Source organism: Streptomyces sp. NPDC058469, from assembly GCF_042721125.1.
GTDB lineage: Bacteria > Actinomycetota > Actinomycetes > Streptomycetales > Streptomycetaceae > Streptomyces.
The window spans coordinates 1-12,043 of record NZ_JBHXME010000245.1 but is presented as its reverse complement, the minus strand read 5'-3'; the positions used below and the strand labels follow the sequence as shown (position 1 = coordinate 12,043).

Genomic DNA, 12,043 nt, shown 5'->3' with positions numbered 1-12,043 from the left:
ACTCAAGGGGAAGGCGAACGCCCGCGTCGTCGAGCTCGCCGGACTGGACAACCTGGAGCTGACCAAGGGCGCAGGTCCAGGAGGCTTCGACCGAGGGCGGATCGAAGCCGGGACAGGAGGAGAAGCCGACCGCACGCCGCAGCCGCCGTAAGCGCGCCGACCGCGCCCGTCAGCGTCCGCGTCAGCCACGCGAGAAGAAGCGCCTGCACCAGCCCAACACCCGCTTCAACGATGACGAGTTCGCGTCGATCACGTTCGCCGCCGCCCGGTGCAACCTGTCCGTCGCCGGATTCCTCGCCCGTTCCGCGCTCGCCGCAGCACGCGACCTCGACCGCACCCGTACCCAGATCGCCGACGAACGCGATCTGATCACCGCCCTGTTCGACAGCCGCCGCAAGCTCGGCTGGGCCGGCAGCAACCTCAACCAGGCGGTCAAGGCCCTCAACTCCGGTTCTACAGCACCCCAGTTGGAAGCGGCCATCACCGCTGTCCACCACGCTGCGGAGAGCGTCCGCGACGCCTCCGCCCGGCTGATCGAGCAGCGCACCGCGTGATCCCCAGCGTCAACGACTCCGGCACCCGGACGATCGGTCTGCTCGCCTACCTCTACGAGACCGGCATCTACGAGGATCACACCGACCCGCACCTCGTGGCCTCCTTCGACGGCATGTCCCCCGACCCCGGACGTGACCCGCACGCCACCCTCAAGGATCTCCAACTCCTTCTCGACCAACCGGTGTTCGCCCTGCCTCAGCATGCGCGGCCGGCCAAGCACGTCTGGCACACCTCTGTGCGCGCGACGGCGGACGACCGGATCCTGTCCGACGAGGAGTGGGGCGAGATCGCCCGGCGGGTCGTGGCCGTCACCGGCATCGACCCCGGTGACGGGCAGCCCGGCTGCCGCTGGGCCGCCGTACGCCACGCCGACGATCACATCCACATCGTCGCCACCCTGGTGTGCGAGGACGGCAGCCGCCCCGACGACTTCCGCTCCGGCCAGCGCGCCCAGGCCGAATGCCGCCTCATCGAGAAGGAGTACGGCCTCCACGAAGTCACCCCTGGTGACGGCACTGCCGCCCAGCGGCCCACCAGCGCCGAACGCCACAAGGCCGAGCGCCAGGGCCGCGAGCGCACCGCGCGGGAGGAACTGCGCGAGACCGTACGGCGCGCGGTCGCCGGCGCCGTGAGCGAGGAGGAGTTCTTCGACCGCCTGGCAGCCGCCGGTCTGCTGATCCGTAAGCGGGCCGCGCCCTCCGGGGACCTGCTCGGCTACAAAGTGGCGCTGCCCGACGACCTCAACAAGGACGACGAGCCGGTGTTCTACCCCGGCGCGCGTCTCGCGCCCGACCTGTCGCTGCCCCGGATCCGGGAACGCTGGTCCGCCGGCGGCCACGACCAGGTCGCCGTGGCGGCCGGTCCGAAGGAGCCTGTGGCGCCGGGCGGACCGGCCGCTGCCCGCCGGCGCACGGCCTCCGCGGCCTGGCAGGCCGTGGTCGTCATCGAGTACGGCGACGACGCGGTCGCCGCCGCCCATATCGCCTCCGCTGGAGAGGTCCTGGACGCCCTGGCGAAGACGTCCGCCGCCCACACCCGGGCCCAACTACGTGATGCCGCAGTCGCGTTCGAGCGCGCTTCCCGCTCCCACGTCCGGGCCGAGCGCGGGCACGACCGGGCGCTGCGCCAGGCCGCCCGCGACCTCGTCCACGGTGGACCCGCGCTCGGCCGGGGCGAGGACGGCGCGACGACCGCCATGGCGATCGACATGCTGTTCTTCCTCATCACCGCCGCCGCCCACTGGCACGCGAAGAAGGGCCACGCCCAGCAGGCCGCCGCAGCCCGCCAGGCCGCCGAACACCTGCGTAGCGCCTACCTGTTGGCCGCCGCCCGGCCGCTCGGAGCCCTCTACCAGCGCGGCCGGAACCTGGGACGGCCCCTCCTCCAGCGACAGACCACGGTCCTGCGCCAGGCGCTGCCGGACATGGCGGAGCAGATCCTCGCCGAACCCGGCTGGTACGCGCTCGCCGCCACCCTCACCGACGCCGAAACGGCAGGACACGATCCCTCCAGCCTCCTCGCCGACGCCGCCCGGCGGCGGGAACTGGGCACGGCCGAGTCCGTCAGCGACGTCCTGGTATGGCGGCTGCGACGAGCTGCGGGCCTGCCCGCCGACACCAGCGACATGGCGACCGCCGCCCCACAATCCGGGGAATCCGCACCCCGCGCAGGACGTCAGACGCCACGGCGGTCCGGTTCCCGGCACGGACGGGCGTGACTGTGGAGTTTGTGAATTGAAACCGCCGGGGGCCCAGGGCACGATCATGACGCGAGCAGGACGAGGCAGAGGAGAACGCGAGGGTGTTTCACCGGATACGACGCCGGGCCACGGAGCCCAGCGAGGCGCAGCGCCGATTCTTCGAGCTGTCGGCGCAGCTGCAGGATCAGGTCCCGCCGGGAATCGGGCGACCACCGGCCGAACCGGAGCACGGCGAGCCGACCGGTGCGGTGGACGACTTCCTTCCACCGGAACTGCGGGTGCCCAGCCACGACCAGCTCGACGGCAAGATGATGCCGTGGAAGCAGCCTCTCGTCCTCGACGGCGAGATGGTCGCCTGCACCCAGTGCGGCGCGTACCGGGACTGGCTCATCCTCTCCACCCGCGACCAGGTGTGGCTGCGCTGCCGGGCAGGCCACCAGCAGCACGAGACGCGTCTCGACACCGCCTGGTACAACCGGAATTCCGGGCCGGCGGACGCAACGCACGCCACGTTCGAGGAATGCCTGCGCCACCTCGGGCACTGACACCCACCCCTACGACCCCTGGGCCCGCGGGCCCCCACTGACCACCCGTCACCTAGCACCAAGGGGTCAGTTCCGCCATGCGCGTTCGCATCGCCACCACCGCCCTCGGCATCACCGCCGCCCTCCTCGCCGTGCCCGCCTGCTCCACCAACACCACGCCCGACCCGACCACCACCAGCACCGGGACGCCGACCCGAGCCGACGGCAACGGCGCTCCGCTGTCCTCGACAGCGCTGAAGAAGCGCCTGCTCGACGAGAGCGACCTCGGCTCCGGCTACCTGCGCACGCCGCAGCGCCCCACCCAGCACGACGACGTCACCGTCGTCGGCTGCCCAGCCCTGAGCGAGCTGGGCGGCGACGCGGCGACCGGCGGTTCACTCACCTTCCCTCGCAAGGCGAAGGTCACCTTCGCCTACGGCGGCAGCTCCTCGGAGATTTCCGAGGAGCTGTACAGCGACAGCGCGAACAAGCTGTCCGACGGCATCGGCCGGATCTTCGACGCCATGACCGGATGCCCTACCTATCAGGTCGTCGCGAGCGGCACCCCGATCGACATGACCTCGCAGAAGCTGACCGCGCCCCACGGACTCGGGGATCAGCAGTGGAGCCAGCTCCTGACGTTCTCCACCGCAGGACGGAGCACCGTCGTGAAGCAGACCGCGATCCGCGACGGCAGTCTGCTGGTGATCGTCTCCGGCTCCCCGGCCCTCGTCGACCGCCACCTTGGCAAGGCCCTCGCCAAGGCGACCACGGCCAACTGACCGGCCCCCGACACACTGCTGCCCCCGACCGAGACGGTCGGGGGCAGCAGTGCTTGTACGCACGGCGCTGGTCCGCTGAACCGGGCAGCGCCCCGACCGCCCGATCCTGCCCCGTCCGTCACGGAAGGACTGGGCAACGGCGGTCCGGCTGCCGTGCACCCCGGACACGCCGACGGCTGGACCATAGTGGGCAAGCCGGTGCACGGCCGGGCTCCAACGGGCAGCCGTCGTACGAAGAAGGGTCAACATGCCGGACCGTCAGGTGAAGACCCGTGGGTGCTTCGCGTTCGTCACCACCCCGCGCCGGGAGGTCCTGCTCCAACTGCGGGACAACAAGGCCGGCATCGCATGGCCAGGCCACTGGTCGATGCCCGGCGGCGGAGCCGAGACGGGAGAGACCCCGCGCGAGACGATCCTGCGCGAACTGCGGGAGGAGACCGGCATCGTCGCGGTCGCGATCGAGGAAGTCGCGGTCACCGCGTACGAGAAGGACAAGACCCCACCCCACGTGTTTGTCACGCTCTGGAACGGGGCCGAGAACAACCTGGTCCTCGGCGAAGGCCAGGACCTGCGCCTGTTCCCGCTCGACGCTCTCCCCGAGCCGATGCCGCCCCACGTCCGTCACTACGTCGAGCAGCTCGCACGACACCTCATCTCGCCGACACCGTAAGCCTGCCCTCAAACGAGCTGCGCCAGGCGGTGCGGGACCACAAGCAGTGCCCAGAGAAGCCGTGCCCGCTGTATCCGGAGTGGATGCACCGCTGCGCCGATGCCCCAAATAAGTCGCCACCGTGCAGAGTTGTTCCGGGAGTAGCCTGCCGACGTAACTCAGGCTCGGACGCTGGGGGCAGCACGTTGATCGCTCGGACCATCGCACCAGAAGGTATGCCGCGCCCCACGGGAGAAGAAGGCCACGTCCTCCTTGACACGATCTGGGCGCACTTCGCCGTGCACCATCGCTGGCCGAGCTTCGACGTCATCGACCGGAAGCTCTACGCGTCGGGCCAGAAGTACGAAGAAGCCGTACAGCAGCTGTGCCCTGCGTTGTTGCGGGGACTTGACCCAGACATCTCGCGGGTACCACAAGGCACTCAGGAACTGCCGCTGACCATCGCCGGCGCGGCGAACTGCACTGGTGCCGGGTCCGCCATCCGCGTTTTCCTCGGGATGGTGCGGACAGCGGCTACCATCGAGCCCCATTTCCAGCCCACGCAGCCAGATGAGCAGCCGATGCTGATGCCCGTGGACATGAAGGGTGAGCCGGGGACCGACCCGAAGTTGCTGACCAAGGAGACTATGTTCGCGGCAGCCGAACTCGGAGTGCACGAGCCCTGCTTCCGCGGCGGCGGTAACAACGGGGAAGAGCTGAACTGGTCGCTGCGCTTTGACCGGGGCATCCGGCCGTTCGCTGACGTACAGCGGCTGGAAGACTACTGGCAGATCCGGGAACAGGTGATCGGGCCGGCGCGGACAGAGGCCGACAACCGCCCCTTCTCAAACCGCCTGCCGGAATTCATCGTTGCTCCCACGCCGACACCAACGCCAGCCGCCCCGGTTTCCGTCGCGGAGGTGCCGGAGACGATGTCGGTCACCTGCGTCCTGCATCCGTTGATCATGGAGGTGGCCGCCGAGCGGTTCAGCAGCGGTTTCTACTACGACGCGGTGAGGAGCGCCTTCCAGGCGGTGGAGTTCCGTGTGCAGACGCTCGTTGGTGTCCGTGAGGTCGGGGAGAAGCTGATGGGCATCGCGCTGGGCAAGCCGGGACCGATGATCACCGTGACCCGGTCCACGGGAACCTCACTGGACAGCGAACAGACCGGCATGCAGTTTTTGTTCAAGGGCGCGATGGGCGCGCTCCGTAACCCCCGGATGCACGGGCCGGACGAGAAGGACGCCCGCGACGAGGCGGAGGAGATGCTGGTGATCGCCAGCTTCCTGATGCGGCGCCTCGACCTTGAGGACGAGCGGCGCAAGGCCGCCGCCGGCTCGTGATCGCACGCTCCTCCAAGCTGGCCACCGGCACAGGGCGGGCCGTCTGGAGAGGCAACCTGCGCTTGCCTCAACTCATCATCGCTGGGCTCATCTTCAAGCCGGTCGTGGCCGAGCCGGGGTCGGCCCGGGAGGGAGTATGACGATGCCCGCCACCCCTTCTGGGGGTGGCGGGCATCGTGGGCGTCGGGCAGGCGGAGGGCGGCCGGGCACCGTTCCCGCGTCAGGGCTCATGGTGGCCCGGGGTGATGCTCAGGTGTGTTCCCGGCCGCTTTCGACCCGCCCGCGCTCCTTTACTCCTTGCGCGGAGGGAAGGCGATGTCTTCGGTGTAGGGCACGCCGTGTTTCAGGCAGTGGTGGAGGCTGGAGAGCAGCTTGCCGTACAGGTGGCGGAGCGCGGCGGCGTATCCGTCACCGCGCTCGCGACGGTGGTCGTAGTGGGCGCGGCATCCGGGTGAGCGGGTGAGGCTGGCGAAGGCCCAGTAGTGGCCGACCGCTTTGAGGTTGCGGTTGGCGATACGGCGGTGGGTGACGATCCGGCTGCTGCTGCTCTCCCAGGTCAGGGGCGCGGCACCGGCGAAGGCGCGCAGACCGCGGACGGTGAAGCGGTCGGGGTCGTCGCCGATTTCCCCGAGGAGCCGTGCGCCGATGACCGGCCCGCAGGCCGGAAAGGAGGAGTACACCCCGGCGTGCGGGTGGGCGTGGAAGGCGTCACCGGTCGCCTCGGTGAGGTGCTCGACGGTGGCGCAGACGTCGTCGAGCTGGTGCAGGGCGGCGAGCATCCGGTGCCCCATGGCCTCCTCCACCTCGGGGGGCTGGCGGAGGTGACGCTGCTGGAGCACGTCCCTGAGGCGGGCGGCGTGTTCGTCGACGAGGCGGAAGCGTCCTGCGGCGGAGATGGTGTCGGCGATCTTCCGCTTGCTCAGGGCGGCACCCTGGCGCGGGGTGGGTGCGAGGGCAAGCAGGGCGCGTGCTTCGGTGCGGACCAGACCGTTGGGGAGCTGTTTCCAGGCCAGCAGCGCGGCCGGGTAGTAGGTGCGCAGGAGACTGCGCACCTGGTTGGCGTGGTGCCGGCGGGTGTGGACGGCGTCGCGCTGGGCGCGGGCCAGGACGGTGACGGCCTGCGCGGCGTGCGAGGTGCGCGGCAGCGGGCGGTGGAGGGCGCCGTCGGTGCGCAGGATGTTGGCGAGCAGGACGGCATCGGCCCGGTCCGACTTGCGGCGCGCGGGGCTGAGACGGCCCCGGTAGCGGGCCACGACGGTGGGATTGATCGTGACGACGGGCTGGTCCTTCGCCTCCAGGGCGGCGACGAGCAGGCCCTGGCGGGTCTCGATCGCCACCGGGACCTGCTTGCGGCTGTGGCGGTGGCTCGTGCGCAGACCACGCAGGAGAGCGAGGATCTCCTCGACTCCGGCGGGAGTCTCCTCCACCCGCGTGTGCGCGACCATCCGCCCGCTCGCGTCGACCACGGCGACGTCGTTCAACGACTCCGACCAGTCGATGCCGCACCAGAACCTCGGCAACACAACTCCTTGTCTCTCGGGGTGCCTTCACCCGGTTCACGGTGGTCAGCCGGCCGGGGCGCGCAGGAGTCGGTCCCTGGTGCTCTCGGGCAGCACCCGGCGCAGAACCGGAGTGGTGGAGCTGAGGGAGGAGGCGAACGCGGCGACGAGGTCGTGCGGCACGCTGCCGCTGAACGATGCCACCCACAGGCACGGCGCGCCGAACACCGGCTCCGCCCACGCCTGCCATCCGACCGGGCCCGCCTCGTCCACACCGAGTGCCAGGGGGCGCGGGTCGGCGTCCTGGATGAGGGCCGGCACCTCGCCGAGGGTGAGGTGCGAGGTGATGGTCGGGTCCATCGCTCCTGTGTCGGGCCGGTCGATGTCACGGAGCCAGCCGTGCGCGGTGACGGCGTCGAGGACCGGCCCGGGCCCGGCGAACTGCTCGGCGGGCGCGTCGCGGGCGTCGAGCGCGAAGAGGAAGTCGACGATGGCCTCGCCCGGGACGTCGGGGGTGAAGTAGGCGGACCATTGGGCGAGCGGGCTGGCGGTGTCCGCTCGGGCGGACACCTGCCAGGCGACCGGCAACTCCCCCAGGTAGAACGGCTCGTCCGCGAGGACCCACTGGGCCCAGCGCAGGGTGTCGGGACTGAGGTGCAGGACGGTGGAGCGCAGGACCTGCCGGTCCTCTGGCGCCTCGTCCGGCTCCCGCCGTCCGCGCAGGATCGTCAGGCTCGTCCAGCCGAGGCCGGTGAGCGTGTCGGCGACGGCGTCGAAGAGCCGTCCGTCGTCACCCGCCAGGTGGCGGGGACCGACCCAGAACGCGGGCTGGCCGCCGCGCGGAGTCGACGGGTCGAGCGGGAAGTCGGGGTACAGGAGCGCCTCCAGGGGCTCGGTGCGGGTCTAGTTGCCGCCGGCACTGCGGCGGGGACGGCGCGGGGGTGCCTGTACGGGGCCCCGCCAGGTGAGGGCGACGGCAACCTCCGACGGCAGATGTCCAAGCTGTGCATCCGCATCCCGCCCTTCGGCGAGGTAGACGACGGTCTGGCCGAACTCGTCCACGAACTGCACGACCTGCGCCAGGCGGTGCGCCATCGGAAAGAACGGGTTCATGGCCTGGCGGACCGGCGCACTCCGGTCGAAGCCGGACAGCAGGTCGATGAGATCGCCAACGGTCATCTCCGGGGACGTCACGAACAGCCTCCATGGGGTGAGGGATACGGTGAGCGATGGAGCGGGCGTCGTCGGCAGACAGCCGGCCACCCGCCCAGCGAGAACTGTCTACGAGCGTCCGCAGTCATATGCGACGCGAGGTCTCCAGCACGCGCGCCACGGCGGCGGCGACAATGTCGGCCGGCGTCTCGACGTCGAACGACAGCTGGTAGCCGCGCACCTTGGCCGTGCCGGTGACGGCGATCTTCCATCCCTCGGCGTCCGTGCCGGGGCGGCCGATCGGGGACCAGCCGAGGTAGAAGCGGCCGTCCTTCGAGCTGACGTGTACGTCCCCGCGGTCGTCCACGATCAGGTGGAATTCCTCTGCGGAGAATTGGTCCATGACCAGCGTGGGCTGGCCGGGGCCGAGCTGCCATTTGCGAAGCCGCAGAGCTTCGACGGTGGTGGAGAATCCGGGGCCTGCGGGCGCCACGGCCACAGGCAATCACCTCTCTGACCTGGCGTTTCCTGCAAGGTCGTCTACGTTGACATGCCCTCGCACACGTTGGCCAGTCTTTCCGCGATCTTTCATGTCTGCCCCCGGCGAACTGTCCGCCGAGTAGATTTGTGGGATCTCAAATTCCGTGTCGGAATCTCACGGTCGGTGTCGGATGGAAGTCGGATCCGACACCAAGCTGAGATTCGCAGGTCGCAGTAGGCAAGACAGAGCGCGGTCAGTGGGTTTCTGCTTTTCTACGCTGATGCCCACGTTTACTCGTTGGGGGACTTCGTTGCCAGCGGGATGCCGCACTGCAGGCAGCCGTTCGCGTGGTCGTCCCGGCAGACGTAGCCGATGGCACCATCCACGCACCATTCGGCGGCCTCCTCGGACAGCAGGTCGGGCCCGGCATGGAGCAGCCGACGAAGTTCCGTGGTGTCCGCAATGTCGACCGGGCGGTTGATGAACCACTCGTCGAACCAAGGCTTCTCTCGGTGCACGTGCCAGTGCGCATTCTCCCGGTCGTCGACAGCCGTAGTGAATCGATCGACGATGCGCCCCCAACTCGGTGTTCCGAACCAACCGTTGTCGGACGCGCAGAAGAATTCGATCAGGGTTCGCAGGCCGAACGTCTTCTCGCGAAGGCAGTACGCTCGCCCCCAAGCGATCGCGTCCTGTGCCATCTCCGCGAGTTCTTCGCGCGGATCAGCCTCATGCGCCGGGTCGTCAGGATTGTGGCAGGCCAGCCCGAGCTCGAGAACAGACTGCCCGGTCGGTAGAACCCGGGACGGGTTGACGATCGCGAGACCGAGACCGATCCAGTCGACATGGTCGAACGACAGCATCGAGCGCACGAGTCGGGTGGTTGCCGTGTTGATCCGCATCATTGTGCCGTCGTGGAGCGGACTCTTCCCGGCATGCCAGTTCTCGACGGGTGTGTTGCGCCACACCGCGAGCGTGATGCGGGTGGCAGCGAGCCACAGCAGGGCGTCGTCGTCGAGGTGCCCGAACCGCTTGGCGCACTCCTGGGCGCCGTAGGTGATCAACTCTTCCGGTTTCGGCCACCTGTGGCTGTCGGGCCCTTCAGGCGCGTACTCGTAGTCGTCGGTGTACTCGTCGAGGATCGCGCTCAACTCGGCAGCGCTGTAAGCCTCGCTGTACCCGGAGCTGTCCGGCTCCTCGACGGTGTACATGTCGTGGTCCCAGGAGACGTACACGCCGCGCCAGAGCACTACGTCATCGCACTCGCCGGCGTTGTCCGTCACAACCGGCCTGATGGTGATCGGGGCAGTACGCCCGTCGGTTCGCTCGCCGTCCTTCTCGGCGGCCCATGCGGTGATGACCCCGAGCGGCTTCGGAAGGAGAGGACCGACCTCGGTGATGCTGAACGGCTCGTCGTCGTCATCGGTGTCGAACCGGCTGTTGACGAACGCGACCGCCTCGGAGGGCGTGCTGACGATGGACTGGCTACCACTCGCGTTGTCAACCACTCGCCACAACGCCCTGTTCTTCACAATGCTCTCCGATCGCGGTGAGTGCACCCGGGGCGGGTGCGATGCGCCGGGTCGCTCGGCACTGACTCCAATTATGGGCTGATCAACCCATCCGTAGTCCCGAAGACGCTTGTCGGCGACAACGTTCGGTACGTTCGCGTGCAACCTGCTTTTCGCGACCGCGGCAACGCAGCAGAGTCCCACAGCGGAGGAGGCGAAGATGGCGCTGAGCAAGAAGGGTTCCCGGCGCATAACCGTTGACGGGATCGAGTACCGCTGGCGGATCCGCAGGAAGCCCTCCTACATGCAGGGCCTCTGCTGGACACCGCTGACCTATGCGGTTGAAGCTGCCAGCGGCAGCCAGCCGGGCACGACCTTGATCGTCACCAGCGGTCAGGCCCATCCCGGCAACTGGGTGGGCGTCGAGGCGGAGCCCATTCGTCCGGCTCACGTTGTTGCCAGCACTCGAGAGGCACGGGATCAAGGCTGGGATCCAACCCGGGTCGGTTCTCCTTTCCAGCTCGACCGATCCGCAGGATTCATCGCCCAGTCATGAGACAGAGCGGAGTAGGGCGGCGCCTCTGGCCCGGCATCATGGCCTGGTGACCACATGGATGCGCTGCTACTGGGACGAGGAAGACATCTGGTTCTACTTCGAGGTCGACGCCGAAGGCTGGGTGATCCGGCAGGTCGAACTCGAAGGGCCAGAGCTGATCCCAATCGCAGCTGCTTCCCTCGCCGAGTGGCAGCGGGCCCGCGACGCAGGCCGCCTCGGTGATTACGACAGCAGATTCGGGATCACCGCCGAGCTGCCCGTCTCGGAATGGGAAGGCCACGACCCCGAACAACTCACCTTCGAGGAGTTCGAGGACGTCTGGGGCCTTGCCTGTCAGCAGATCGCATCCCGGCCCAGCTGACCTCTCGGCGCCGCACTGGCTCCTTGGCATCATCGCGACATGACCCCGAACCTTCCCCGCACCGTCCGAGCCGTCGACACCGCTCAGCTCCTGGACCTGGCCCAGGAGGCCGCCATGCATGGCTTCAGCCAGCGCGGCTTCCGGTCGACTGGCTACGAGAGCACCTCGCCGCAGAAGCGACGCACTATCTGTTCCCGACACTCGTGCAGCGGCTCACGCACCGTCTCGAGGTGCCGCTGCAGTGGAGGTGCCAGCAACTGCTGACCGTCAGCACCGGCGAGCAGATCTGGGGTCTCCTCGATGTCCTTCCCGACACCTTCGACAAGATCTCGGAGACCTTGGACACGGCGTCCAAGAAGGACATCGTCAACCGCATCGAGCAAGCAGTGAAGGTGCGGAAGTGGATGGAACGGACGGCCGCCGATGCAGGCTCATTAGGTCCGGCGCAGCCGGCTGGGCAGTCTGAGGAAATGGCATCGATCTGAGACAGCCGCCTGCCGACACGTCGTGAGACTGGAGGGGAACGTCCAGGCCATAGCGCCGGCGCCTGACATCGAAAGTGAGAACCTACATAGATTTTGTGGGATCTCAGGATCCGTGGCCGAATCTCACGACTGATGGACACTGCATGGCAACACTCGTGAGACACCACAGGTCAGCGGCCTTGCACCTTCCCAGGCGGTGCCGCGACTCCAAGGTTCGGCCACGATCGTGAGACTGAACGGCCGGCCACGGCGTGAGACACCGTACGAAGCCGCAGGTCACGTCCGCGCCGTCGGACACGAACCACGAGAACCTACAGACATCCAATCGAGGCGTTTGACAGCGAACCCTGTTGTCCCGTCTCTGTCGACCTGACCCCCGTCTCAAGTGATCTGGTCTGATTCGCTCGTCATCTCAGATGATCTGGTTCACCGCGAGCGGCGGTGTC

The 12,043-nt window shown here is 68.6% G+C and carries 12 protein-coding genes and 1 pseudogene; 8 read left to right on the top strand and 5 right to left on the bottom strand.

Features of this window, described 5'->3' with window-relative positions; genetic code table 11:
- Window positions 1-550 precede the first annotated feature (550 nt).
- The 5 genes from ACFWP5_RS49490 to ACFWP5_RS49470 all read left to right on the top strand — a co-directional run bounded on the left by ACFWP5_RS49490 (window position 551) and on the right by ACFWP5_RS49470 (window position 5,552).
- A complete protein-coding gene (locus ACFWP5_RS49490) occupies window positions 551-2,272 on the top strand; it encodes a relaxase/mobilization nuclease domain-containing protein (protein ID WP_384173031.1) in 1,722 nt (573 codons plus the stop codon).
- Window positions 2,273-2,355: 83 nt separating this feature from the next.
- Window positions 2,356-2,799 carry a hypothetical protein gene (locus ACFWP5_RS49485; protein ID WP_384173028.1) on the top strand — a complete coding sequence of 148 codons (444 nt, stop codon included), beginning with the start codon at window positions 2,356-2,358 and terminating at the stop codon, window positions 2,797-2,799.
- A gap of 77 nt (window positions 2,800-2,876) precedes the next feature.
- Window positions 2,877-3,560 (top strand): hypothetical protein, encoded by a 684-nt coding sequence (locus ACFWP5_RS49480; protein WP_384173025.1) that lies wholly within the window; start codon window positions 2,877-2,879, stop codon window positions 3,558-3,560.
- A 247-nt stretch (window positions 3,561-3,807) separates the two neighbouring features.
- Complete coding sequence (locus ACFWP5_RS49475) at window positions 3,808-4,230, top strand: NUDIX domain-containing protein (protein WP_384173022.1); 423 nt, start codon at window positions 3,808-3,810, stop codon at window positions 4,228-4,230.
- A gap of 215 nt (window positions 4,231-4,445) precedes the next feature.
- Complete coding sequence (locus ACFWP5_RS49470; RefSeq protein ID WP_384173019.1) at window positions 4,446-5,552, top strand: TIGR02391 family protein; 1,107 nt, start codon at window positions 4,446-4,448, stop codon at window positions 5,550-5,552.
- A gap of 290 nt (window positions 5,553-5,842) precedes the next feature.
- Here ACFWP5_RS49470 and ACFWP5_RS49465 read toward each other — a convergent pair whose 3' ends face one another.
- The 5 genes from ACFWP5_RS49465 to ACFWP5_RS49445 form a co-directional block, all read right to left on the bottom strand.
- On the bottom strand, window positions 5,843-7,072 hold the full coding sequence (locus tag ACFWP5_RS49465) for an IS110 family transposase (RefSeq protein WP_384173016.1): 1,230 nt from the start codon (window positions 7,070-7,072) through the stop codon (window positions 5,843-5,845).
- 45 nt (window positions 7,073-7,117) lie between these two features.
- Window positions 7,118-7,939 (bottom strand): DUF317 domain-containing protein, encoded by an 822-nt coding sequence (locus ACFWP5_RS49460; RefSeq protein ID WP_384173040.1) that lies wholly within the window; start codon window positions 7,937-7,939, stop codon window positions 7,118-7,120.
- 15 nt (window positions 7,940-7,954) lie between these two features.
- A complete protein-coding gene (locus ACFWP5_RS49455) occupies window positions 7,955-8,245 on the bottom strand; it encodes a hypothetical protein (RefSeq protein ID WP_384173013.1) in 291 nt (96 codons plus the stop codon).
- Window positions 8,246-8,348: 103 nt separating this feature from the next.
- On the bottom strand, window positions 8,349-8,702 hold the full coding sequence (locus ACFWP5_RS49450) for a DUF317 domain-containing protein (RefSeq protein ID WP_384173010.1): 354 nt from the start codon (window positions 8,700-8,702) through the stop codon (window positions 8,349-8,351).
- A 272-nt stretch (window positions 8,703-8,974) separates the two neighbouring features.
- The gene (locus tag ACFWP5_RS49445) at window positions 8,975-10,192 is read right to left on the bottom strand and encodes a hypothetical protein (RefSeq protein ID WP_384173037.1); all 1,218 of its coding nucleotides are present in this window, start codon (window positions 10,190-10,192) and stop codon (window positions 8,975-8,977) included.
- Window positions 10,193-10,415: 223 nt separating this feature from the next.
- Between ACFWP5_RS49445 and ACFWP5_RS49440 the strand changes: the two genes are divergently transcribed.
- From ACFWP5_RS49440 to ACFWP5_RS49430, 3 genes and pseudogenes are all read left to right on the top strand, one after another.
- Complete coding sequence (locus ACFWP5_RS49440) at window positions 10,416-10,751, top strand: hypothetical protein (protein WP_384173007.1); 336 nt, start codon at window positions 10,416-10,418, stop codon at window positions 10,749-10,751.
- A 58-nt stretch (window positions 10,752-10,809) separates the two neighbouring features.
- Window positions 10,810-11,112, top strand: a complete 303-nt coding sequence (locus ACFWP5_RS49435; RefSeq protein ID WP_384173034.1) for a hypothetical protein — start codon at window positions 10,810-10,812, stop codon at window positions 11,110-11,112.
- 39 nt (window positions 11,113-11,151) lie between these two features.
- Window positions 11,152-11,597, top strand: a pseudogene (locus ACFWP5_RS49430) (hypothetical protein).
- Window positions 11,598-12,043 lie beyond the last annotated feature (446 nt).

What these genes read in the sequence shown, in the direction of transcription:
- ACFWP5_RS49475 (WP_384173022.1), top strand. Translation starts at nt 3,808, where the DNA reads ATGCCGGACCGTCAGGTGAAGACCCGTGGGTGCTTCGCGTTCGTCACC.
- ACFWP5_RS49480 (WP_384173025.1), top strand. Translation starts at nt 2,877, where the DNA reads ATGCGCGTTCGCATCGCCACCACCGCCCTCGGCATCACCGCCGCCCTC.
- ACFWP5_RS49435 (WP_384173034.1), top strand. Translation starts at nt 10,810, where the DNA reads ATGCGCTGCTACTGGGACGAGGAAGACATCTGGTTCTACTTCGAGGTC.
- ACFWP5_RS49470 (WP_384173019.1), top strand. Translation starts at nt 4,446, where the DNA reads ATGCCGCGCCCCACGGGAGAAGAAGGCCACGTCCTCCTTGACACGATC.
- ACFWP5_RS49440 (WP_384173007.1), top strand. Translation starts at nt 10,416, where the DNA reads ATGGCGCTGAGCAAGAAGGGTTCCCGGCGCATAACCGTTGACGGGATC.